The sequence below is a fragment of the Cupriavidus sp. SS-3 genome, from assembly GCF_035818815.1.
In the GTDB taxonomy this organism is placed as follows: Bacteria; Pseudomonadota; Gammaproteobacteria; order Burkholderiales; family Burkholderiaceae; genus Cupriavidus; species Cupriavidus taiwanensis_C.
Window position 1 is genome coordinate 326,451 of sequence record NZ_JAYLVT010000004.1, and the last position, 23,761, is coordinate 350,211.

Consider the following 23,761-nt stretch of genomic DNA (forward strand, 5'->3'; position numbering starts at 1 on the left):
AAGACTAGTCCTTCAGGTTGCCGAGCTCGCGCCGCAGCGACGCCGCGTTGGCCTCGCTGCGGGCAATGTCGTCGCGCAGCGCGGCGGTGCGGTCGAGGTATTTCTGGTAGTTGCGCTCGTTGCCCTGGCGCTCCGGCTGGCCGTTGTTGTATTCGGCGCGCAGCCCCTGCAGCTTGGCCTCCTCGGCCTGCAGCTCCTGCGTCAGCACGGTGCGGCGCTCGCTGTCGCGGCTGCGCTGGGTGGCGCTGTCCACGCGCGGGAAACCGGTGCTGGCGGCGGTCGTGGCGCTGCTGCCGGCACTCTTGGCCGGTGCGGCAATGCGCCCGCCCGGCACGGTCACGACCTCGGGCAGGTTAAGCTTCTTGCAGCCCTTGCCGGCATTGCCGTTGCGGTACTCCGGCACGCCATTGGGCCCGGTGCAGACATAGACATCCGAGGACTGCGCCAGCGACGGCGCGGCCCACACGCCCAGCGCCAGCGCCGCGGCGCTCACCAGAACGGGGAATCGGCGTCGGCTTTGGTGCACGGAACGAGGCATGGCATGAGTCCGGCGGGCCGTGCGGGAAAAGGCATCCATGGGCATGGCGTCAGGTTAGAACGGGAATGGATCGGGACAGAATCGGATTCCCCATTCTAGCGAGCAAAGCAAAAAGGGACAGCCGAAGCCGCCCCCTTGTGGTGCAACTGTTGCCCGGCACAACCTGCGTCATGGCCGGGCACGGGCTGCTTACAGCGAGTAGTACATCTCGAACTCGACCGGGTGCGTGGTCATGCGGAAACGCGTGACTTCTTCCATCTTCAGTTCGATGTAGGCATCGATCATCGAGTTCGAGAACACGCCGCCGCGGGTCAGGAACTCGCGGTCGTTGTCCAGGTACTCGAGCGCCTGGTCCAGGCTCGAGCACACGGTCGGGATCTTTGCGTCCTCTTCCGGCGGCAGGTCGTACAGGTTCTTGTCGGCGGCTTCGCCCGGGTGGATCTTGTTCATCACGCCATCCAGGCCGGCCATCAGCAGCGCCGAGAAGCCCAGGTACGGGTTCATCAGCGGATCCGGGAAGCGGGTCTCGATGCGGCGGCCCTTCGGATTGGCCACATACGGGATGCGGATCGAAGCCGAACGGTTGCGGGCCGAGTAGGCCAGCTTGACCGGAGCCTCGAAGCCCGGCACCAGGCGCTTGTACGAGTTCGTGCCCGGGTTGGTGATGGCGTTCAGGGCGCGGGCGTGCTTGATGATGCCGCCGATGTAGTACAGCGCGAATTCCGACAGGCCGGCGTAGCCGTTGCCCGCGAACAGGTTCTGGCCGTCCTTCCACACCGACTGGTGCACGTGCATGCCCGAGCCGTTGTCGCCGACGATGGGCTTCGGCATGAAGGTGGCGGTCTTGCCGTAGGTGTGGGCCACGTTCTGGATCACGTACTTCTGCAGCTGGGTCCAGTCGGCGCGCTGCACCAGGGTGCTGAATCTGGTGCCGATTTCGTTCTGGCCCTGGCCGGCCACTTCGTGGTGGTGGACTTCAACCGGGATGCCCAGCGATTCCAGGATCAGGCACATTTCCGAACGCATGTCCTGGAAGGTGTCGATCGGGGCGACCGGGAAGTAGCCGCCCTTCTTGCCCGGACGGTGGCCGCTGTTGCCGTGCTCGAATTCCTTGGCCGACGACCACGGGGCTTCTTCGGAATGGATCTTGACGAAGCAGCCTTGCATGTCGACGTTCCAGGTCACGCCGTCGAAGATGAAGAACTCGGGCTCCGGACCGAAGAAGGCGGTGTCGCCCAGGCCGGTGCTCTTCAGGTAGGCTTCGGCGCGCTTGGCGATGGAACGCGGATCGCGGTCGTAGCCCTTGCCGTCCGACGGCTCGATCACGTCGCACGACAGCACCAGCGTCGGCTCTTCGTAGAACGGGTCGATGTGGGCGGTGTTCGAATCGGGCATCAGCAGCATGTCCGAAGCTTCGATACCCTTCCAGCCGGCGATCGACGAGCCGTCGAAAGCGTGGCCGCTCTCGAACTTGTCTTCATCGAAGTGCGACACGGGCACGGACACGTGTTGCTCCTTGCCTTTGGTATCGGTGAAGCGGAAATCGACGAACTTGACGTCGTTTTCCTTCACCAGCTTCATCACGTCTGCAACGCTGTGGGCCATGCCAATCTCCTGGGTATTCGGCAAATGTCTGTGAAAGCCAATTCTTGGGACTGTCGCCAGCGGCGCCGCTGCATGTTGCCGCGCCTGACTGGCCTCGCCGCGAAAGGACGACGGATGTTAGCAGAAAGCGTGCCAACCAAACGTCCCTCGCGGCGCCGGGCCCGAAAATTGTGCAACTCCGGCGAATCGCGCACCATGCTGGCCGGCGGCGAAAACGCCTTCCAGCCAGGCGGGGGCTGATGTGGCGCTGCCGCGACACGCGCAACCACGGTTGCCAGCGTCATGGAACACCATCATGGTGCAAACATCAAGCGCCAGCACCGTAATAGTGCGTACGCACCAAAATCGGTCGGCTCTCGCCCTCGGGCGGCGCTTTCCGGGCTCTCCCGGCCAGCACCGCCACCGCCTCGCCGCCGCGGCGCTATAGAATAACGGGTTGCGGCCCTTGCGCCACGATTCCACCCATTCAATTTGTCACGCCGATGACCACCCGAGACGATCTCCTCCAGGCCGCCCGCCAGCGCCAGGAACAAAACCAGTTGCCGTACTTCGGCGCGCTGTCGCCGCAGGAAGCCTATGCCCTGCTGCAGAACGACCCTGCCGCCGTGCTGGTGGACGTGCGCACGCAGGCCGAGCTGGACTGGGTCGGCGGCGTCGACGTGCCCGACGCGCAGTTCGCCCATGTCGAATGGATGTCCTACCCGGGCGGCGCGCAGAACGCGCGCTTTGTCGAGGAACTGCGCGCGCGCGTGCCGTCCGACGTGCCGGTGCTGTTCCTGTGCCGCAGCGCGGCGCGCTCCAAGCACGCGGCGCGGGTGGCCACCGAAGCCGGCTACCACTTCGCCATGGACGTGCTGGAAGGTTTCGAAGGCAACCGCGACGACCACCACCACCGCAAGACCGTCGAGGGCTGGTGCGTGCGCGGTCTACCGTGGCATGGCGCCTGATTGCGTCCGGACCTGAATGCAAAGGGGCAGCCAAGGCTGCCCCTTTTTCTTGCCCGGCCGGAACGTCTAGGCCTGCGTTGCCTGACGCGGCGGCTGCTCCACGGTCTCGTACCCCATCGCCTGCACGCCTTCGAGCAGCATCGCATAGGCCGGGGCCAGCAGCTCGGCCGGGCCCTTGACGCCCAGGTCGATATGGCGGCGCGCGAAGCGGTCGCCGCGCTGCACGTCGCCGACCGACGGCAGGCTGAACACGCGGATGCCCGGATGCGCCGACTCGACCTTCTCCATCAGCGGGGTCAGCGTCGACTCCGGCGCCTCGAACACGTAGAAGGCCCGCTCCTGCTGCGAGACCTGGTGGAACAGGTGCGCATAGTCGTGGTCCAGCACCCACTCCATCATCGGCCACGCCATCACCGGGAAGCCCGGCATGAAATGATGGTGGCCGACCGAGAAGCCGGGGATGCGGTTATAGCTGTTGGGAATGATGCGCGCGCCCTCTGGGAACTCGCCCATCTTGAAGCGGTGCTGGTTCTCCGGCAGCGTCAGGTCGCCCTTGACCGGGTCGCCCCCGGCGGTTTCGGCAATGCGCAGCGCGATCAGTTCGCGCGCCTCGGGATGCAGCACCAGCGACACGCCCAGCGCCGCAGCCGCGCACTGGCGCGTGTGGTCGTCGGGCGTGGCGCCGATGCCGCCGGTGCAGAACACCACGTCGGGGCCGGCCAGCGTGCGCCGCAGCGTGGCGGTGATACGGGCGCGGTCGTCGCCGACATACTCGGCCCAGTCCAGCGCCAGGCCGCGCGCGCCCAGCAGTTCGATGGTGCGGCGCAGGTGCTTGTCTTCGCGCCGCCCGGACAGAATCTCGTCGCCAATCACGATCAGGCCGAAACCCATATTGCCCTCGCTTCAGGAGTTTTCGATGCGGCGCACGTCGTGCGGCGCCAGGTCAATGACGTCCCCGCCCGACGGCGGGGCGGCAGGCGGCCGGGCCGGCACGGCCGCGCGTTCGGCGCGCAGCTGCGCCAGCGCGCGCAGGCAGAAATGGCCGAACCACAACGCCGAGAAAATAAAGATCAGCACATAGAGCCAGAGCGTGCCGGCCAGCACGAACGGGAACAGGAAGATCACCGCCGCCGAAGACACCCACAGTATCGTCGGCGCCGAGCCCAGCAGCCCCACCGCCACGCCGATCACCAGCAGCGGCGTGCGATGGCGCCGCACCAGCGTCTTGCGCTCTTCGGCGCTGGCGTGGTCGGCGAGCGCGTCATACGTCATCACGCGGTAGGTCAGCCAGCCCCACAGCACCGGCGGAATCAGCGCAAAGAACGGCGGGATCAGCCACAGCGGCAGCGTCACCAGCACCAGCGACAGGAACACCAGGGTGCTGCCGAGCGAGTGGAACACGCTGCCCAGCACGCTGCCGCCGTGGGCCTTGGCCAGCTCCGGGTAGCTGCGCTCGAGGTGGCGCACCACCGCCGGCACCGAGAACACGCCGATGAACATCAGCATCGACGCGATCACCAGCGGGATCGCCAGCGCCGCGACGAACAGCGGCGCCACGATGGAGCGCATCGATTGCAGCCCGAACCAGTCGAGCGCGCTGTAGATCCAGCTGGTCAGGATCGAGGTTTCCAGGAAGCTGCGCGTGGCGCCCATGATGGGGTCCCAGCCCCACCAGAGCAGGCCGCCCCACAGCAGCGTGGCCAGGACGAAAGGCAGCACGGTCAGCATCAGCATGCGCGGATGCAGCTGGCTGACCAGCGCGCGGCCAAACGAGCGGAAGATATCGTTCATGCAGTCGAAGGCAAGACAGGAAAGTCGCGGGGAGCCGGCCAGGTCAGCAGGGCGACGGGCCGGCGGCAACCCGGAACACTAGCATACGCCGCTTGCCGCCATGGTGCGGCGGCGGCCGAAGCCACTGGAGGATGGCCTCGCATGCACCGTCAGCCCAGCGGTCAACGCACCCGTCAGCGCAGCCGCAGCAGCCGCTTGATGCCGTACCACTGGTGGGCCAGGAAGCCCGTGCCGTAGTCGTGGCCCTTGCCCACCGGCGGCGGCAGCTGATCGCGGATGCCGGTGGGATGGTAGGTCTCGGTGAAGACCGCGGTGCCGAACAGCATGTCCCACCAGGGAAAGATCACGCCGTAGTTGCAGCCGCCCAGCTTTGCCGGCGCACCGTCGGCTTCATGGCCGATGCCGACCGCGTGGTGGGTGCGGTGGAAGCGCGGCGAAATCAGCAGCCGCTCGCCGAGGGTGCCGAAGTGCAGCCGCAGGTTGGCATGCTGCAGGCTCTGCAGCAGCTGCGACAGCGCCACCAGCAGCACATACTGCGACGGCTCCACGCCCACGCCCAGCGCCACCAGCGCAAACACCAGGTCGCGCAGCATGTCGTCGAGCAGATGATTGCGGTTGTCGCTCCACAGCGTCATCTGGCGCTGGCTGTGGTGCACCGCATGCAGGTGCCACCACCAGCGGAACGAGTGCGACAGCCGGTGATACCAGTAATCGAGCAGGTCGAACAGCAGCAGGTAGACAAAGAAGCTGACCAGCGGCACCGAGGTCACGCCCGGCCACCAGTCTTCCACATTGATGCGGTGCCAGCCCATCAGCCGCAGGTGGCCTTCGAGCGCGTCGGTCAGCGGCGCCAGCAGGAAGAACATCGCCAGCCGGAACAGGCCGAGGCGGTGGATCACGGTGTAGAGGATGTCGGTGCGGATCGCGGCCCGGTCGGCCACGGCCTCGACCGGGCGCCATTTCTCCAGCGGACCGAGGATCAGTGCCATCACCGCGATCTGCACCAGCCCCACCAGCAGCCATTCGGTGCCGGTGAAGGCTTCCTCGGCATAGCGGCCGAAGCCGAGGTCATAGACCACGGGCAGCACCAGATCCTGGAACAGCGTGCCTTCGATCTGGCCGATCCAGCCGTTCAGCGTCTCCCACATCAGCGTGCGCCCTCCTGGGTTCCAATGGGCCGCGCGATCCAGTCGCGATAGGCCGGGTGTTCGCGCAGCGTCGCGAAGCAGAAGCCCTTGCGCTCCAGGCCGGTCAGCAGCGGCTCGAGCACCGCCGGCGCCCACGGGTCCTGCCGCGACCAGATGCCGAGGTGCGCCATGGCGATATCGCCGTCGCGCAGGCTGGACAGCGCGCGCTGCAGCAGAACGGCGTTGGGATAGCGCTCCGAAGACAGCTCATCGCCCAGAAAGCCGGCCGGCGCCCAGCCGACATGGCGGAAGCCGCATTGTTCGGCCCATTGCAGCGTCTGCGGCGCGGTGCGGCCGCCCGGGGCGCGCCACAGCGGCACCATGTCCGCTCCGGTCATGGCGCGCAGCGCCTCGGCGCTGCGCCGCAATTCCTTGCAGAAGCCGGCCTGGTCCATGGCCACGTCCTGGCCCGCCCGCGCGCCGAACTGCGGCCGCATGGTCACCTGGCCGGCGCGCACGCTGCGCAGATAGACATGATCGAAGGTGTGCGTGCCGAAGGCGTGGCCGTCGGCCACCAGCGACTTCCAGTAAGGGGCCCATGACGGGTCGAGCGATCCGTCCTTGCGCACCGTCGGCTCGTTGGCCAGGAAGAAGGTGGCGCGGATCTGGTGGCGCCGCAGCGTGTCGGCGATCAGCTGCGCCTGGCTCATGCTGCCGGTGTCGAAGGTCAGGTAGAGCGTGCCGGCCGGGCATGCCCTGGTGGCCGGCGCGGCAGCGGCTTGCTGCGCCAGCGGCATGCCGCACGCCAGCACCACAGCGGCCAGCCACTTGTTGATCGTCGCGGAGCGCAATGCCCTGATCCGTGCCATGGTCCCTGCCCTGCCCGCTTTGCGTCAGTACAGCGGCGCGCGCGTGCGGAAATAGATCCCGTGCGGCGAGCGCCCGACCCGCACGGTCTTGACCAGCTTGCGGCTGGCCACGTCGACCAGCCCGACCGAGCGCGCCCAGCGGAAGGTCACCCACAGGGTCTTGCCGTCGGCGGTCAGCTCCATGTCGTCGGGCCCCGGTGGCAGGCCGGTGATGTCGCCGACCTTGCTCAGCGTCTGCTGGTCGATGATGCTGATGCTGCCGGTGACGCGGTTGCTGAGGAACAGGTGGCGCCGGTCGCCGACGGCGCGGAAATTATGCGCGCCCTTGCCGGTCTGGATCTGCTTGACCACGGTGCGGGTGCGCCAGTCGATCACGGCGACGTAGTCGGCCCCGGTCATCCCCACCAGCAGGTATTTCTGGTCCGGCGTGACCCAGATCCCCGCCGGCGCCGAACCGGTTTCCATGCGCCACATTACGTTCTGCGTGACCAGGTCGATGGCAGCTACTTCGTTGGAATCCTGCAGCGTGATGAAGGCGATGCGGCTGTCGGCGGTAAAGGCGATATGGCTGGGCGTCTTGGCCAGCGGATACTGCTTGGCCAGCTTCAGCGCCTTGCCATCCCAGCGGTACACGTCGACGCGGTCGAGCCGGTTGCCGGTGGCGACAAACCACTTCTGGTCCGGCGAGAAGCCGATCTGGTACGGGTCGTCGACATTGGGCACGCGCTGCTGGACCTTGCCGCTGACCGGATCCAGGAAGACCAGGTCGTTGCCGACCGCATTGGCGACGATCAGCGATTTGTCGTCGGGCGTGGCGATCAGGTGGTGAGGCTCCTTGCCGATCGGGAAGGTCTCGAGCACCTTCTGCGTGTCCTTGTCGATCAGCGTGACGGTGGCATCACCCGAGTTGAGGATCACCACCACTTCCGCCCGAGCCGGCACCGCCATCAGGCCCAGCGCGACCGCGCCCACCGTGATCCCACCAGCCACCCACCGCCGCAATGCGAACATAAGACCCGCTACCAGAAGAACTGAATCGGCGATTCTAACGTTTGGCCGGCTAATTCCGCTGACGTCTCGGCTGGCGGCAGACAAGTATTTGGCAGATTGTTGCGCCGGCACGACCATTTACCGCCATGCCGGCGCGCGGACCTCAGCGCTGCATCGATTCCCACACCTTCTGCAGCCGCTTGACCGACATCGGCACCGGCGTGCGCAGTTCCTGGGCGAACAGCGCGATGCGCAGCTCTTCCAGCATCCAGCGGAATTCCTCCAGCCGCGCATCCTCGCCGCCGCGGCCCTGGGTGCGTAGCTGCTTCTCGGCCCGCTGCCACTGCTGCACCAGCGGCGCCATCTCCTGCAGGCGCTGGCTGTCGCGGGCCGGATCGCCCTTGAGCTTGTCGACGCGCATGGCAATGCCCTTCAGGTAGCGCGGGAAATGGACCAGCTGCGTGTACGGGGTTTCGTCGATAAAGCGCTTGCCCATCAGCCGGCCCAGCTGGGCTTCCATGTCCGCATGGGCGCCGGGGAACGGCTTGGCCTGCAGCAGCTTGCGCGGCAGCCCGGCGTATTCGGCAAGGATGGCGCCCGCCAGCCGCGCGATTTCCTGCGCCAGCAGCGACAGCCGGGTACGGCCTTCGTCCTTGCGGGCATTGAACTCGGCGTCGTTGCGCGGCAGCGGCGCCTGCATGCAGGCGCGCTCCAGCGCCAGCATCACGATCTGCTCGCGCAGCATCTCCTGCGTGCCCAGCGTCATGTACTGCATCGCCATCTGCTGCAGCCCCGGGATGTTCTTCTCGATGAACTTGACCTGCTCGCGCAACTGCAGCGCGAACAGCCGGCGCAGCCCCAGGTGGTGGGTGCGGGCCGCTTCCTGCGGATCGTCGAAGACCTCGATGTCGCAGTGCGTGCCGCGGTCGACCAGCGCCGGATAGCCGAACAGGGTCTGGCTGCCCTTGCGGATCTCGAGCAGCTCCGGCAGCTCGCCGAAGCTCCAGCCGGTCAGGCCCTCGTACTTGCCGGGTTCCGCCGCGGCCAGCACTGGCGCCTGCTCCGGTGCCTGCCCCGGGGGCTGGGTGGCGGCGGCCTGGGCCGCGGCCTGCGCGGCTACGCGCTGAAACGACTGCTGCGCCTGCCCGCCCAGTTCGGCGCGCAGCTGGGCCAGGTTGCGGCCCATGTCGAGCTGGCGCCCGTGCTCGTCGATCACCTTGAAGTTCATCGCGTGGTGCGCGGGCAGCGTTTCCAGCTTGAAGTCCGCGCGCCGGACCATGGTGCCGGTCTGCTCGCGGATATCGGCGATCAGCACGTCCAGCAGCTCGCCTTCGCCAAACGGCTGGCGCGCGACAAAACCCGCGGCATAGTCCGGCAGCGGCACGCAGTGGCGGCGCAGCTTCTGCGGCAGCGACTTCAGCAGCAGGTGCACCTTCTCCTTGATCATGCCCGGCACCAGCCAGTCGGCGCGCTCTGGGCGCACCTGGTTGAGCGCGTACAGCGGCACGGTCAGGGTCACGCCGTCGCGGTGGCTGCCTGGCTCGAAATGGTAGGTCAGGCCCATGTCCACGCCGGCCACGGCCATGGTCTTGGGAAACAGGTCGGTGGTGATGCCGGCGGCCTCGTGCCGCATCAGTTCGTCGCGGTTCAGGTACAGCAGCTTGCGGTCTTGCGCGCTCTCGGCCTGATACCACTGCTCGAACGCGGCCTGCTGGCAGATGTCGGCCGGGATCGCGCGGTCGTAGAAGGCGTAGATCAGCTCATCGTCGACCAGCACGTCCTGGCGCCGCGACTTGTGCTCCAGGTTCTCGATCTCGCGCACCAGGCGCTGGTTGTGCGCGTAGAACGGCAGGCGCGTGTCGAACTCGCCCTCGACCAGCGCGCGGCGGATAAACAGCTCGCGCGCCTCGCGCGGGTTCATCGGGCCGTAGTGCACACGGCGGTGCTGGTAGACCACCAGCCCGTACAGCGTGGCGCGCTCCAGCGCCAGCACCTGGCCGGCCTTCTTCTCCCAGTGCGGATCGCTCCAGCTGACCTTGAGCAGGTGGCGGCCCACCTGTTCCAGCCATTCCGGCTCGATGCGCGCCAGCGTGCGCGCGAACAGCCGGCTGGTCTCGACCAGCTCGGCCGCGACCACCCAGCGCCCGACCTTGCGCGCGATCAGCGAGCCCGGCCACAGGTGGAACTTGATGCCGCGCGCGCCGAGGTATTCGCGGCCCTTGCCGTCACCATCCTCGATGCGGCAGCCGACGTTGCCCAGCAGGCCGGTCAGCAGGGCCTGGTGCACCTGCTCGTAGGTCGGCTCGCTGTCGTTCAGGCGCCAGCCCTGCTCGGTCACCGTGGTCAGCAGCTGGGAATGCACGTCGCGCCATTCGCGCAGCCGCAGGTGCGACAGGAAGTGCGCGCGGCACTGGTCCTGCAGCTGGCGGTTGGACTTCTTGTGCGCAACCGCGTCCTCGAACCACTTCCACAGCCTGACCCAGCCGAGGAACTCGGACTTCTCGTCCATGAACTTGCGGTGGGCCTGGTCGGCGGCTTCCTGCGCTTCCTGCGGGCGGTCGCGCGGATCCTGCACCGAGAGCGCGCTGGCGATGATCAGCACCTCGCGCAGGCACTGGTGCTCGCGCGCGGCCAGGATCATGCGCGCCACGCGCGGGTCGAGCGGCAGCTTGGCCAGCTGGCGGCCGATGCCGGTCAGCTGGTTGGCGTCGTCGACCGCGCCCAGTTCCTGCAGCAGCTGGTAGCCGTCGGCCACCGCGCGGCCCAGCGGCGGCTCGATGAACGGGAACGCCTCGATATCGGTCAGCCGCAGCGCCTTCATGCGCAGGATCACCGCGGCCAGCGACGAGCGCAGGATTTCGGGATCGGTAAAGCGCGGGCGTCCGGTGAAATCCGCTTCCTCGTACAGCCGGATGCAAACCCCATTGGCCACCCGGCCGCAACGGCCGGCGCGCTGGTTGGCGGCAGCCTGCGAGATCGCCTCGACCTGCAGCTGCTCGACCTTGTTGCGGTACGAATAGCGCTTGACGCGCGCCAGCCCGGTATCGACCACGTAGCGGATGCCCGGCACCGTCAGCGAGGTTTCGGCAACGTTGGTCGCCAGCACGATGCGGCGCGCATTCGACGGCTTGAACACCCGCTCCTGCTCCTGCACCGACAGCCGCGCGAACAGCGGCAGGATCTCGGTATGCGGCGGGTGGTGCTTGCGCAGCGCCTCGGCGGCCTCGCGGATCTCGCGCTCGCCGGGCAGGAACACCAGCACGTCGCCGGGGCCGGCGCGGCACAGCTCGTCGACGGCATCGACGATGCCGTCGTACAGGTCGCGCTCGCGCGCCTGCGGGCTGCGCGGCGCCCCGGCGGCGGGCGCGTCGTCGGCGATCGGGCGGTAGCGCACCTCCACCGGGTACAGCCGGCCGCTGACCTCGATCACCGGCGCCGGCTTGTCCCCGGTGGCGAAATGCTTGGCAAAGCGCTGCGCGTCGATGGTGGCCGAGGTGATGATCACCTTCAGGTCAGGCCGCTTCGGCAGGATCTGGCGCAGGTAGCCGATCAGGAAGTCGATATTGAGGCTGCGCTCGTGCGCCTCGTCGATGATCAGCGTGTCGTAGGCTCGCAGCAGCGGGTCGTTCTGGGTTTCGGCGAGCAGGATGCCGTCGGTCATCAGCTTGACCGACGCGCCCGACGACATGGTGTCGTTGAAGCGCACCTGGTAGCCCACATGCTCGCCCAGCGGCGTGCCCAACTCCTGCGCAATCCGCTTGGCGGTCGAGGTGGCCGCGATGCGGCGCGGCTGGGTGTGGCCGATCAGCCCCCCGCCCTCGCGGCCGGGACCGCGCCCGATCGACAGGCAGATCTTGGGCAACTGCGTGGTCTTGCCCGAACCGGTCTCGCCGGAAACGATCACCACCTGGTTGGCCAGCAGCGCCGCGGCGATCTCGTCGCGGCGCGCCGATACCGGCAGGACTTCGGGGAAGGTGATCGGCGGCAGCGGATTGGCCTGGCGCGGGGGCCGCGGCGGCCGCGCGCCACGAGGGGGGCGCGGGCCGCCCTCAGTGGCGGGCCGCGCACCGGCCGGCCTTGCCGGGCCGGCCTGCTGCGGCCTGGCCGGGCCGGGCGCCGGGCGGGACTGGGCGGGGGAGGCGGGCTGGCCGGCACCGGCGCGCGGGCGCGGCGACACCGGTGGTTTGGGCTTGACGGGGCGTTGTTCTGACATTGGCCGGGATTATAATCCGCGGCATGAACGCCAGAACCGACGCGCCGCAGACGGCGCCTGCCTCCGCTCCCGCTGCTCCGACCGACCCGGCCGCGCCGGCGCAGGCGGAGCCTCCTGCCGCGGCAGAGCTCCCCGCCCCCGCCCCGACCTCCCCCGAGCCGGTCACGGCCGATCCGGATCGCAGCGGCCCTGACCACCAGCAGTTCGTCGACTGGCTGCGCATGGTGGCGCCGTATATCCATGCCTTCCGCGGCAAGACCTTCGTGATCGCCTTCGCCGGCGAACTGGTCAAGTCGGGCGTGCTCAATGCGCTGGTCAACGACGTCGCGCTGCTGCATGCCATGGGCATGCAGATCGTGCTGGTGCACGGCTCGCGGCCGCAGGTGGAAGAGCAGCTGGCGCTGCGCCATGTCGAGTCGCAATTCGTCGACGGCGTGCGCGTCACCGACAACGCCGCGCTCGAATGCGCCAAGGAAGCCGCCGGCGAACTGCGCCTGGATATCGAGGCCGCGTTCAGCCAGGGCCTGCCCAACACGCCGATGGCCGGCGCCCAGCTGTCGGTGATCTCCGGCAACTTCGTCACCGCGCGCCCGGTCGGCATCGTCAACGGTACCGACTACCAGCACACCGGGCTGGTGCGCAAGATCGACGCCGAATCCGTGCGCATGTCGCTGTCGCACGGCAAGGTGGTGCTGCTGTCGCCGCTGGGCTTCTCGCCCACCGGCCAGGCCTTCAACCTGTCGATGGAAGACGTGGCCAGCGCCACCGCCACCGCGCTCAAGGCCGACAAGCTGATCTTCATTACCGAAGTGCCGGGCGTGCCCGACCCGGTCGGCAAGATGATGCAGGAAATGTCGCTGCGCACCGCGGTGGAACGGCTGCAGAACAACCACCTGCCGCCCGACGTGGCCAACTACCTGCAGCACCTGGTCAAGGCGCTCAAGGGCGGCGTGCCGCGCGCCCACCTGATCCCCTACTCGCTCGACGGCGCGGTGCTGCTGGAGCTGTTCCTGCACGACGGCGTCGGCACCATGCTGTCCGACACCGACCTGGAAAGCCTGCGCGAGGCCACGCTGGACGACGTCGGCGGCATCGTGCAGCTGATCGCGCCGCTGGAGCAGGACGGCACGCTGGTGCCGCGCGGGCGCCACCTGATCGAGCGCGATATCGCCAACTTCTCGGTGATCGAGCACGACGGCGTGCTGTTCGGCTGTGCCGCGCTGTACGACTATCCGCGCGAGAACATGGGCGAGATGGCGTGCCTGACGGTATCGCAGGAAGCCCAGGGCACCGGCGACGGCGAGCGCCTGCTCAAGCGCATCGAGCGCCGCGCCCGCGCGCTGGGGCTGGAGCGGCTGTTCGTGCTCACCACCCGCACCGAGCACTGGTTCCTCAAGCGCGGCTTCGTCCACGCCACGGTCGACGACCTGCCCGAGGACAAGCGCAAGCTCTACAACTGGCAGCGCAAGTCGATGGTGCTGATGAAAAAGCTGTGACGGCGTAGGGGCAATCGCCGCCGCGCCGCGGCCGGCCTCCCTGCTTGGCTACAATAGCGCCAGCGCTGAAGCTCTCACGAACATACCAAGGAGTCCCCATGGCCCGCACGGTCCATTGCATCAAGCTGAACAAGGAAGCCGAAGGTCTCGACTTCCCGCCGCTGCCCGGCGAACTGGGCAAGAAGATCTGGCAGAACGTGTCCAAGGAAGCCTGGGCCGGCTGGCTCAAGCACCAGACCATGCTGATCAACGAAAACCGCCTGAACATGGCCGATGCGCGTGCGCGCCAGTACCTGCTCAAGCAGACCGAGAAGTACTTCTTCGGCGAAGGCGCCGACCAGGCCCAGGGTTACGTGCCGCCGCAGTCCTGAGCCGGTCTTGCGATCATGAAAAATGGGGTGCCTCGGGCACCCCATTTTGCTTGGTGACTGACGCCCGCGCCGGGCCGTGCGTTCAGTAGTCCGTGCGCTGCACGCCGTCGCCGGTGCCGAGCAGCAGCACGTCGGCGCCGCGCAGCGCGAACAGCCCCACCGTGACCACGCCCGGCACCTGGTTGACGGTCTGCTCCAGGCCGCGCGGATCGTCGATCTTCAGGCCGGCCACGTCGAGGATCACATTGCCGTTGTCGGTCTTGTAGATCCCGCCTTCCTTGGTCATGCGCAGGCGCGGCTGGCCGCCCAGGGCCTGCAGCTTGCGCGCCACCGCGGCACGTGCCATCGGCACCACCTCGACCGGCAGCGGGAAGGTGCCCATGGTCTGGACCAGCTTGCTGCCGTCGGCGATGCAGACAAAGCGTTTGGCCACCGAGGCGACGATCTTCTCGCGCGTCAGCGCGCCACCGCCACCCTTGATCATGGCGCCGCTGGCATCGATCTCGTCGGCGCCGTCGACATACACCGGGATCTCGTCGACCTCGTTCAGGTCCAGCACCTTGAAGCCATGCTGCTGCAGGCGCCGCGTGGAAGCCTCGGAGCTCGATACCGCACCCGCGAAGCGCTCCTTGAACGCCGCCACGGCGTCGATGAATAGGTTGGCGGTGGAGCCGGTGCCCACGCCGAGCACGGCCCCTTCGGGCACTTCCTGCTTCACGTAGTCGGCGGCGGCTTGCGCGACCAGCGCCTTGAGTTCATCCTGAGTCATGACAACAGCCAGATTGCGTTGGGGGAAAAGGCGTAGTGTAGCGGATTGCGGTGGCGCGCCGCGCGGGTGGCGGCAACCGCGCAGGTACAATGGACCGCACCGGTGCCGCATGCGCCCCCTTACAGCCCGCGAACGCTTTTTGCAGACGCCCAAGCAGACGACCTAGCGACCATGAACCAGCTCGAACAACTCAGGCAGTTCACCACGGTGGTGGCCGATACCGGCGACTTCCAGCTGATGAAGCAGTACACCCCGCAGGACGCGACCACCAATCCGTCGCTGATCCTGAAGGCGGTACAGAAACCCGAATACCGCCACCTGCTGGAGCGCGCGGTGCAGGACCACCACGGCAACGGCGGCGTCGACGCGGTGATGGACGAAGTGCTGATCGCATTCGGCTGCGAGATCCTGGCGCTCGTCCCAGGCCGCGTCTCGACCGAGGTCGATGCGCGCCTGTCGTTCGACACCACCGCCACGGTGAACAAGGCGCGCCACCTGATCCAGCTGTACGAGCAGCGCGGCATCGCGCGCGAGCGCGTGCTGATCAAGATCGCCTCCACCTGGGAAGGCATCCGCGCCGCCGAGATCCTGCAGCGCGACGGCATCCGCTGCAACATGACGCTGCTGTTCTCGCTGGTGCAGGCAGTCGCCTGCGCGGAGGCCGGCGCCCAGCTGATCTCGCCGTTCGTCGGCCGCATCTTCGACTGGTACAAGAAGCAGGCGGGCGAGCAATGGGACGCAGCGGCCAACGGCGGCGACAACGATCCGGGCGTGCGCTCGGTGCGCCAGATCTACGACTACTACAAGAAGTTCGGCTATCCCACCGAGGTGATGGGCGCGAGCTTCCGCAGCACCGCGCAGATCCTGTCGCTGGCCGGCTGCGACCTGCTGACCATCAGCCCCGAACTGCTCGAGCAGCTCGCCGGCGGCGAGGGTCCGGTGGTGCACAAGCTGTCGGTGGACCAGGCCCAGGCGGCCAACATCGCCCGCATCACCGCGGACGAGCCGTCGTTCCGCTGGCAGCTCAACGAAGACGCCATGGCGACGGAGAAACTGGCCGAGGGCATCCGCCTGTTTGCCGCGGATGCGGTCAAGCTGGAGAAGCTGATCGCCGGGCTGGCGCAGCAATAAGCACCGCCGCGCGCCGGCGCGCGGCCCCGCGCTTCAGCCGGCCGATGGCGCCGGCTGCGACCACAGCCGGGGCAGGCAGGCGCCAGCCGCGGCCGACAGCACGATGTCGGCGGTCTGGTCCAGCGCCGACGGCTGCGGATTGACCACGATCACCGGCGCGCCATGCTCGCGCGCCACGCCCGGCAGCCCCGCCGCCGGGTACACCAGCCCCGAGGTGCCGACCACCAGGCACAGGTCGCAGGTCTGCGCCGCATGCTCGGCGCGGTAGCGCGCCACGCGCGGCAGGTCTTCGCCGAACCACACCACGCCCGGGCGCATCAGCGCGCCGCACAGGTTGCAGCGCGGCGGCATGCCGGGCAGCGCGGCCGCCTCGCTGCAGCGGCCGCAGCCATCCAGCCACTTGTTGGCGAACAGGTTGCCGTGCAGTTCGATCACGCCGGCGCTGCCCGCGCGCTGGTGCAGGCCATCAACGTTCTGTGTCACCAGCGTGAGCGGCTTCTGCGCGGCCAGCGCCACCAGCGCATGGTGCGCCGGATTAGGATGCACCGCCGCCACCAGTTCGCGCCGATGCTGGTACCACTGCCACACCAGCGCCGGCTGGCGGCGGTAGGCCGCCTCGCTGGCCAGCTCTTCCGGATCGAACTGTTCCCACAGCCCGGTCATGGCGTCGCGGAAGGTCGGCACGCCGGATTCGGCGGAAATACCGGCGCCGGTCAGCACGAAGATATTGCTGGCACGGTCGATCAGCCGACGCGCTTCCTCGAGCCCCGGGAGTGCCGGCAGACGCGACTCGTCGGCCATGGTCTCAGCGTGGCAGGCGCCGCTGGCGCACGGCCTCGTACAGGCACACGCCGCTGGCCACCGACACGTTCAGGCTTTCCACGCCGCCCGCCATCGGGATGCCGACCAGCTCGTCGCAGGTTTCGCGCGTCAGGCGGCGCATGCCCTCCCCCTCGGCGCCCATTACGATCGCGGTCGGTCCCTTGAAATCGATGTCGTACAGCGACTTCTCGGTGCCGTCGGCGGTGCCGATCACCCAGATGCCGCGCTCCTGCAGTTCGCGCAGGGTGCGGGCCAGGTTGGTCACGGTGATGTAGGGCACGGTTTCGGCCGCGCCGCTGGCGACCTTGGCCACGGTGGCGTTCAGGCCGACGCTGCGGTCCTTGGGCGCGATCACGGCGTGCGCGCCGGCACCGTCGGCCACGCGCAGGCAGGCGCCCAGGTTGTGCGGGTCGGTGACGCCGTCCAGCACCAGCAGCAGCGGCGTGCCTTCGATGCCGTCGAGCAACTCGTCCAGGTTCAGCGCCAGTGCCACGTCCTCGGCACGCGCCACCACGCCCTGGTGGCGGTCGGTGCCTGCCATGCCGCGCAGGCGCTCGGCATCGACCGGATGCAGGCGCACGCCCAGGCTTTCGGCCAGGCGCACGAAGTCCTGCATGCGCCGGTCGCGGCGGGCGGATTCAATGTAGATATCGGACACGCCCTTGGGGTCTTGCCGCAGGCGCGCGGTCACGGCGTGAAAGCCGATCAGGAGTTTTTGTTTAGCCATGGGCGCGATTGTACCCGCCCGGCCGCCGTCCCCGCGTGGGCGGGGGCGGCAACCCGACGGCAATCCAGCGCCGATCCGCTAGCGCTTGCGCGGCGTGCGCTTGGCGGCGGTCTTGCCTGCCGGCTTGGCCGGGTGCGCCTTGGAGGCCGGCTTGCGCGGCTTTTCCAGGTGCGCGGGCTTGGGCTTGGCGGCGCGCTTGCCCGGCTTGCCGGTCTTCAGATGCGGCTTGAGCGGCGTGATCACCGCCTCGAACACCGGTTGCTCTTCGATCACCCGGTCCAGGGTTTCGTCGAACGACTCTTCCGGTTTGGAGGAACCGCCCAGCAGCGCGGCCAGCTGGCGGCCCTTCTTGCGCGCCGGCACCGCATGCGCGGCCGGCACGCGCGGCTGGGTCTCGGCGCCCGTAACCCGCGCGCGCAGAGTCTTCGCCGACGGCTCCTGCACCAGGCGGAAATCGATCTTGCGCGCATCCAGGTCGACGCGCGACACCTGCACGCGCACGCGGTCAGTAAGCCGGTAGCGGATGCCGGTGCGCTCGCCGCGCAGCTCGTTGCGGGCCTCGTCGTACTGGAAGTAGTCGCTGCCCAGCTCGGTCACGTGGACCAGGCCCTCCACGTACAGCTCGTCGAGCTGCACGAAGATGCCGAACGAGGTCACGGCGCTGATGGTGCCGGCATAGTCGCTGCCCAGCTTGTCGCGCATGAAGTAGCACTTGAGCCAGGCCTCGACATCGCGCGAGGCCTCGTCGGCGCGGCGCTCGTTGGCGGAGCAGTGCAGGCCCAGCTCGTCCCAGATGGCCTCGTTGCGGCGGGCGCGCGCAGCGGTCAGCTCGGCCTTTTGCTCCGCGTCCTTCGCCTGCAGCCTGCGCGCCTTCGGCGAGATCGCGGTGTTCAGCTCGGTGCCGTGGGCAAATGCCGGCTGGTACTTGGTGTGCGCCAGCACCGCCTTGATCGCGCGGTGCACCAGCAGGTCGGGATAGCGGCGGATCGGGCTGGTGAAGTGCGCGTAGGCCTCGTACGCCAGGCCGAAGTGGCCGATATTGTCGGGGCTGTACACCGCCTGCTGCATCGAGCGCAGCAGCATGGTCTGCAGCATCGGCGCGTCCGGGCGGGACTTGATCTTGTCCATCACCTCGGCATAGTCCGACGCCTGCGGCTTGTCGCCGCCGCCCAGCGACAGGCCGGCGGTGCGCAGGAAGTCGCGCAGGTTCTTCAGCTTCTCGTCGCTGGGGCCGGCGTGGATGCGGTACAGCGCCGGGTGCTTGAAGCGTTCGAGGAAATCGGCCGCGCACACGTTGGCGGTCAGCATGCATTCCTCGATCAGCCGGTGCGCATCGTTGCGCGTGCGCGGCAGGATCTGCTCGATCTTGCCCTGCGCATTGCAGACGATATAGGTTTCGGTGGTGTCGAAGTCGATCGCGCCGCGCGCGCGCCGCGCCTTGAGCAGGACCTGGAACAGCTCGTACAGGTTCTGCAGGTGCGGCACCAGCTCGCTGCGCTTGTGCGCCTCGGGGCCCTTGGTGTTGGACAACACCGCCCAGACCTCGTTGTAGGTCAGCCGCGCCGTCGAGTGCATCACCGCCGGATAGAACTGGTAGCCCTTGAGCTCGCCCTTGGCGGTGATTACGGCATCGCACACCATGCACAGCCGGTCCACGTGCGGATTGAGCGAGCACAGTCCGTTGGACAGCTTCTCCGGCAGCATCGGGATCACGCGCCGCGGGAAATACACCGAGGTGGCGCGGTCGAGCGCATCGGCATCGAGCGGCGTGCCCGGACGCACGTAGTGCGACACGTCGGCGATCGCCACGATCAGGCGCCAGCCCTTGGCGCGGCCGATCTTGACCGGCTCGCAATAGACCGCGTCGTCGAAGTCGCGCGCGTCTTCGCCGTCGATGGTGACCAGCGGGATGTCGCGCAGGTCGATGCGGTGGTCCAGGTCGGCCTGGCGCACCTCGTCGGGCAGCCCGGCGGCTTCCTGGGCAGCGGCCGGAGAGAACTGGTGCGGCACGCCGTACTTGCGCACGGCGATCTCGATCTCCATGCCGGGGTCGTCGATTTCGCCCAGCACTTCCACCACGCGGCCAACCGGCTGCACGTAGCGGTCAGGGAATTCGGTCAGCTCGACGCTGACCACCTGCCCCACGCGCGCCTTGCCCTGCGCCTTGGGCGGGATCAGGATGTCCTGGCTGATGCGCTTGTCTTCGGGCGCGACCACCAGCACGCCGCCCTCGCTGAGCAGGCGGCCGATGACAAAGCGGTTGGCGCGCTCGATGATCTCGACGATCTGCCCTTCAGGGCGACCGCGCCGGTCATAGCCCACCACGCGCACTTGCGCGCGGTCGTTGTGCATGGCCTTCTGCAGCTCGCGCTCGGGCAGGAAGATATCGTCCTCGCCATCGTCGCGGATCAGGAAGCCGAAGCCGTCGCGGTGGCCCTGCACCCGGCCGGTGACGAAGTTGGGCTGGTGGGCCAGCTCGTAGCGGCCCTTGCGGTTGAGCTCGATCTGGCCGTCGCGCTCCATCGCGGCCAGGCGCTTCTGGAAGCCGTCATGCTCCTTGCGCGTGACCGCCAGCGCCTTGGCGATATCGCCTGCCGACTGGGGGGATCCCGACGTTCTCAGCACGCCCAGGATTTCTTCCCGGCTGGGGATCGGATAGTTATTCTGATTCAATTTTTTCTGGAAACTATTTGACAAAATTCTCGCGCTCTCTATAATGAGCGCTTCGGTTGTTTCGACACCTGCCCAGGTGGCGGAATTGGTAGACGCACTAGGTTCAGGTCCTAGCGGTGGCAACACTGTGGAGGTTCGAGTCCTCTCCTGGGCACCAAATTACCGGAAAACCCGCAGCGCTTTCGAGCCCTGCGGGTTTTTTGTTTTCTACGCCTGTTTCGCGCATCAGATCCGGCAACTTGCACTCCTTGCTTGGCGGCACCGCCGCGATGTCATACCTGCGAGCGTACGGGTTTTTTCCCGTCCGTGAAACCGCGCACCGTACCCCGCGCGGCAGCCGCACCACAAGGTTACGGCAATGTCGGGGAGTGTAACAGCTTCAGTGGCGATTCCGGCATTCCGGCGGCCCGTGCAAAACCATTTCACCGCAACCGCCTTCTCCCGATACTTGACGTTGCCCCCAATGTGTAACTATCATGGTTTCACATCGCACCCGACATCATGAGCACAAGCAGCCGGTTTGCCGTCGCCGTCCATATCCTCACCCTGCTGGCCAGTTCCGCCGAGCCGGTGCCGTCGTCGCTGATTGCCGGCAGCGTCGGCACCAACCCGGCGCTGATCCGGCGCCTGGTCGGCCAACTGGCGGAGGCGGGACTGGTGGCCACCACCATGGGCAGCACCGGCGGCGCCGCGCTGGCGCGGCCGGCCGCGTCGATCACGCTGCTGGAGGTGTTCCGCGTGGTCGAAACCACCGCGCTGATCACGCTACACCAGAGTGCGCCCAATCCGGCCTGCATGGTCGGGCGCGAAATCACGGGCGCGCTGCGCAAGGTTGCCGACCGCGCGCAGGCGGCCATGGACGAGACCCTGGCCGGCATCACCATCGCCAGCATGCTGGCCGATGTCGAGCGCGGCAGCCAGCGCCGCAAGCGCTGATTTTTTTACCCCGATGTGTAACCACATCAGTTTCATATACAACTGACTCAACCAAGGAGTGACCATGAAGATCGCCATCATTGGAGCCAGCGGCCGCGTTGGCACGCGCCTGACCGACGAAGCCGTGCGCCGCGGCCACCAGGTGACCGCCATCGCGCGCCAGGCCAGCCGTTTGCCCGCGCGCGCAGGGGTGACCAGCAAGGATGTGGATGCGACCGACAGCGCGGCACTGAGCGCCGCCCTCGCCGGCCATGATGCCGTCATCAGCACCGCGCGCTTCGCCCAGCTGAACGCGCAGCAGGTAACCACGGCGGTGCGCCAGGCGGGCGTGCCGCGGCTGCTGGTGGTGGGCGGTGCCGGCAGCCTCCATGTCGCGCCGGGCGTGCAGCTGGTCGACACCCCCAACTTTCCCGACGCCTACAAGGCCGAGGCGCTGGCCGGCCGCGACTTCCTGAACGCGCTGCGCGGCGAGCAGCAGATCGACTGGACCTTCCTGTCGCCGTCCGCGCTGTTCGAGCCGGGCGAGCGCACCGGCCATTTCCGCATCGGCAAGGAAGACCTGCTGAGCGACGCAGCAGGCAAGAGCTGGATCTCGATGGAAGACTATGCCATCGCGATGCTCGATGAAATCGAGACGCCGGCGCATTCGCGCCAGCGCTTCACGGTGGGCTACTGAGCCGGACCGCGCTCAGTCGCGCCCGCCGTCGTCCAGCAGGCTGGCGCGCCTGCCGCGCTTGAGCCAAGCCGCGAGGTTGTGCGGGCGCAGCGTGTCGTACTCTTCGAACGGCTGGTGGATCCAGGGATTCGACTCGAGGAAGGTGACGTGATAGTCCGGCTCCACCTTGGAGCACGCCTTGTACCACAGCACCGCCGAGCGCACTTCGGTCACCGCCGGATAGCGTTCCTTGAGGTGGCGGCCCACGCGCTCGAGCGTGATGCCCGAGTCCACCAGGTCGTCGACCAGCAGGATCTTGCCGCTCAACTCGCCACGGGTCATGGTGATGTACTGCGCGATGTCGAGATCGCCCTGCTGCGTGCCGGCGGCCTCGCGGTAGCTGCTGGTGGCCAGGATGGCCAGCGGCACGTCGAAGATGCGCGACATCTGGTCGCCCACGCGCAGCCCGCCGCGTGCGAGGCACAGGATCTTGTCGAACTTCCAGCCCGACTCATGCACGTTCAGCGACAGGCGTGCGATCAGGCGATGGTATTCGTCCCAGGAGACCCACAGGTTCTCGTCATCGTTGGTAGGCAGGTTCATCGTTTTGCTCGTGATATCGTGCGGTCGGTTGACCGATATGGCTCGGCCCGCTTGCGCGGGCCGATTTATTTTCTGGCGGGCCGCGGCGCTCGTGGCGCGCGGCCCTGCGGGTAGTGCGCAGGCGCTCAGGCCTTGTACGGATGGCGCAGCAGGATGGTCTCGTCGCGATCGGGGCCGGTCGAGATCATGTCGATCGGAATGCCGACCACTTCTTCCACGCGCTTCAGGTAGACACGGGCCTGCTCGGGCAGTGCGTCCCACGTCTTCACGCCGAAGGTGGACTCGTTCCAGCCCGGGAATTCTTCGTAGACCGGCTCGCAGCGCGCCACGGCATCCGAGCCGCGCGGCAGGATGTCGACGGTGCTGCCGTCGAGCGTATAGCCGACGCACAGCTTGATGCTTTCGAGGCCGTCGAGCACGTCCAGCTTGGTCATGCACAGGCCCGACACGCCGTTGATCTGCACCGAGCGCTTGAGGGCGGCCGCATCCAGCCAGCCGGTGCGGCGCGGACGGCCGGTGACCGAGCCGAACTCCTTGCCGACGTTGGCCAGGCGCACGCCCACCGGGTCCTGGCGCGAGGGGTTGTCGTTGTCGTACAGCTCGCTCGGGAACGGGCCGGCACCGACGCGGGTGCAATAGGCCTTAGTGATGCCGAGGATGTAGTTCAGGCGGCCCGGGCCCACGCCCGCGCCGGCCGCGGCGGCACCGGCCACGCAGTTGCTCGAGGTGACGAACGGATAGGTGCCGTGGTCGACGTCGAGCAGCGTGCCCTGCGCGCCTTCGAACATCAGGTTGCCGCCGGCGGCGTTGACCGCGTACAGCTCGGCCGAGACATCGGCGACCATCGGTGCCAGGCGCGGCGCGTAGGCCAGCGCCTCGTCCAGGGTCTGCTGGAAATCGACGGCTTCGGCGCCCAGGTACTGGGTCAGCATGAAGTTGTGGAAGTCCAGGTTTTCGCGCAGGCGTTCGGCGAACTGCTGCGGGTCGAACAGGTCCTGCACGCGCAGCGCGCGGCGTGCCACCTTGTCTTCATAGGCCGGACCGATGCCGCGGCCGGTGGTACCGATCTTGGCCGCGCCGCGGCGCGCTTCGCGCGCCTTGTCGATGGCGACGTGGTACGGCAGGATCAGCGTGGCCGCCTCGGAAATGCGCAGGCGGCTCTGCACCTGCAGCCCGGCACTTTCGAGTTCTTCGATTTCACGGAACAAAGCTTCGGGCGACAGCACCACACCGTTGCCGATGTAGCAGACCGTGCCGGCGCGCATGATGCCCGAGGGGATCAGCCGGAGAATGGTCTTCTTGCCGCCGATGATCAGCGTGTGGCCAGCGTTGTGGCCACCCTGGAACCGCACCACGCCCTTTGCATGGTCGGTAAGCCAATCGACGATTTTTCCTTTGCCTTCGTCACCCCACTGGGTGCCGATCACGACGACATTGCGTCCCTGGCCTACTGCGGATGCGGACATATTGCTTTGGTCAATAGGTTAAAAACGTATTC

20 protein-coding genes and 1 tRNA gene are annotated in these 23,761 nt (G+C 67.8%); 7 read left to right on the forward strand and 14 right to left on the reverse strand.

The features are described 5' to 3' along the window. Positions 1-4: 4 nt before the first annotated feature. Entirely contained in the window at positions 5-577 is a 573-nt protein-coding gene (locus U9J39_RS09310; protein ID WP_115680506.1) for a DUF4124 domain-containing protein, read from the reverse strand. A 150-nt stretch (positions 578-727) separates the two neighbouring features. Continuing rightward, positions 728-2,143 carry a 3-hydroxylaminophenol mutase gene (locus tag U9J39_RS09315; protein WP_115709963.1) on the reverse strand — a complete coding sequence of 472 codons (1,416 nt, stop codon included), beginning with the start codon at positions 2,141-2,143 and terminating at the stop codon, positions 728-730. 482 nt (positions 2,144-2,625) lie between these two features. Between U9J39_RS09315 and U9J39_RS09320 the strand changes: the two genes are divergently transcribed. After that, entirely contained in the window at positions 2,626-3,090 is a 465-nt protein-coding gene (locus U9J39_RS09320; protein ID WP_115709965.1) for a rhodanese-like domain-containing protein, read from the forward strand. Positions 3,091-3,156: 66 nt separating this feature from the next. Here U9J39_RS09320 and U9J39_RS09325 read toward each other — a convergent pair whose 3' ends face one another. The 6 genes from U9J39_RS09325 to hrpA form a co-directional block, all read right to left on the reverse strand. Continuing rightward, positions 3,157-3,981, reverse strand: a complete 825-nt coding sequence (locus U9J39_RS09325; RefSeq protein WP_115680509.1) for a competence/damage-inducible protein A — start codon at positions 3,979-3,981, stop codon at positions 3,157-3,159. 12 nt (positions 3,982-3,993) lie between these two features. Beyond that, on the reverse strand, positions 3,994-4,881 hold the full coding sequence (locus U9J39_RS09330) for an EI24 domain-containing protein (RefSeq protein WP_115680510.1): 888 nt from the start codon (positions 4,879-4,881) through the stop codon (positions 3,994-3,996). Between the two features lie 173 nt (positions 4,882-5,054). Further along, positions 5,055-6,029 carry a sterol desaturase family protein gene (locus tag U9J39_RS09335; RefSeq protein ID WP_115709967.1) on the reverse strand — a complete coding sequence of 325 codons (975 nt, stop codon included), beginning with the start codon at positions 6,027-6,029 and terminating at the stop codon, positions 5,055-5,057. Continuing rightward, a complete protein-coding gene (locus U9J39_RS09340) occupies positions 6,029-6,877 on the reverse strand; it encodes a polysaccharide deacetylase family protein (RefSeq protein ID WP_115709969.1) in 849 nt (282 codons plus the stop codon). Before U9J39_RS09340 ends, U9J39_RS09335 begins: the two co-directional genes overlap by 1 nt. Before the next feature lie 24 nt (positions 6,878-6,901). Beyond that, the gene (locus tag U9J39_RS09345) at positions 6,902-7,888 is read right to left on the reverse strand and encodes a YVTN family beta-propeller repeat protein (RefSeq protein WP_115709970.1); all 987 of its coding nucleotides are present in this window, start codon (positions 7,886-7,888) and stop codon (positions 6,902-6,904) included. Positions 7,889-8,030: 142 nt separating this feature from the next. Then, entirely contained in the window at positions 8,031-12,080 is a 4,050-nt protein-coding gene (gene hrpA, locus U9J39_RS09350; RefSeq protein WP_326346956.1) for an ATP-dependent RNA helicase HrpA, read from the reverse strand. Between the two features lie 23 nt (positions 12,081-12,103). Between hrpA and argA the strand changes: the two genes are divergently transcribed. Continuing rightward, on the forward strand, positions 12,104-13,576 hold the full coding sequence (gene argA / locus U9J39_RS09355; protein ID WP_116312734.1) for an amino-acid N-acetyltransferase: 1,473 nt from the start codon (positions 12,104-12,106) through the stop codon (positions 13,574-13,576). Between the two features lie 98 nt (positions 13,577-13,674). After that, entirely contained in the window at positions 13,675-13,947 is a 273-nt protein-coding gene (locus tag U9J39_RS09360) for an oxidative damage protection protein (protein WP_018007757.1), read from the forward strand. 82 nt (positions 13,948-14,029) lie between these two features. Here the strand turns inward: U9J39_RS09360 and rpiA are convergent, their stop codons facing one another. Next, complete coding sequence (rpiA, locus tag U9J39_RS09365) at positions 14,030-14,716, reverse strand: ribose-5-phosphate isomerase RpiA (protein ID WP_115680516.1); 687 nt, start codon at positions 14,714-14,716, stop codon at positions 14,030-14,032. A 171-nt stretch (positions 14,717-14,887) separates the two neighbouring features. On the opposite strand from rpiA, the gene tal reads away from it, so the two are divergent. Beyond that, a complete protein-coding gene (tal, locus tag U9J39_RS09370) occupies positions 14,888-15,847 on the forward strand; it encodes a transaldolase (RefSeq protein ID WP_116378857.1) in 960 nt (319 codons plus the stop codon). Positions 15,848-15,880: 33 nt separating this feature from the next. On the opposite strand, the gene U9J39_RS09375 is transcribed toward tal, so the two are convergent. The 3 genes from U9J39_RS09375 to rnr all read right to left on the reverse strand — a co-directional run bounded on the left by U9J39_RS09375 (position 15,881) and on the right by rnr (position 20,069). Further along, complete coding sequence (locus tag U9J39_RS09375) at positions 15,881-16,648, reverse strand: SIR2 family NAD-dependent protein deacylase (protein WP_116312736.1); 768 nt, start codon at positions 16,646-16,648, stop codon at positions 15,881-15,883. A gap of 4 nt (positions 16,649-16,652) precedes the next feature. Beyond that, the gene (gene rlmB / locus U9J39_RS09380; protein ID WP_012353149.1) at positions 16,653-17,396 is read right to left on the reverse strand and encodes a 23S rRNA (guanosine(2251)-2'-O)-methyltransferase RlmB; all 744 of its coding nucleotides are present in this window, start codon (positions 17,394-17,396) and stop codon (positions 16,653-16,655) included. Positions 17,397-17,474: 78 nt separating this feature from the next. Further along, positions 17,475-20,069: a ribonuclease R gene (gene rnr, locus U9J39_RS09385; RefSeq protein ID WP_326346957.1), complete on the reverse strand. Its 2,595-nt coding sequence runs from the start codon at positions 20,067-20,069 to the stop codon at positions 17,475-17,477. Positions 20,070-20,139: 70 nt separating this feature from the next. Here rnr and U9J39_RS09390 point away from each other — a divergent pair. The 3 genes from U9J39_RS09390 to U9J39_RS09400 all read left to right on the forward strand — a co-directional run bounded on the left by U9J39_RS09390 (position 20,140) and on the right by U9J39_RS09400 (position 21,681). Continuing rightward, positions 20,140-20,226, forward strand: a tRNA-Leu gene (locus U9J39_RS09390). A 344-nt stretch (positions 20,227-20,570) separates the two neighbouring features. Continuing rightward, complete coding sequence (locus U9J39_RS09395; RefSeq protein ID WP_326346958.1) at positions 20,571-21,005, forward strand: Rrf2 family transcriptional regulator; 435 nt, start codon at positions 20,571-20,573, stop codon at positions 21,003-21,005. A gap of 64 nt (positions 21,006-21,069) precedes the next feature. Then, a complete protein-coding gene (locus U9J39_RS09400; RefSeq protein ID WP_326346959.1) occupies positions 21,070-21,681 on the forward strand; it encodes an NAD(P)-dependent oxidoreductase in 612 nt (203 codons plus the stop codon). 12 nt (positions 21,682-21,693) lie between these two features. On the opposite strand, the gene U9J39_RS09405 is transcribed toward U9J39_RS09400, so the two are convergent. Both U9J39_RS09405 and U9J39_RS09410 read right to left on the reverse strand, forming a co-directional pair. Beyond that, entirely contained in the window at positions 21,694-22,263 is a 570-nt protein-coding gene (locus U9J39_RS09405; protein ID WP_115709988.1) for a phosphoribosyltransferase, read from the reverse strand. Positions 22,264-22,388: 125 nt separating this feature from the next. Beyond that, entirely contained in the window at positions 22,389-23,729 is a 1,341-nt protein-coding gene (locus U9J39_RS09410; RefSeq protein WP_115680523.1) for an adenylosuccinate synthase, read from the reverse strand. Between the last annotated feature and the right edge of the window lie 32 nt (positions 23,730-23,761).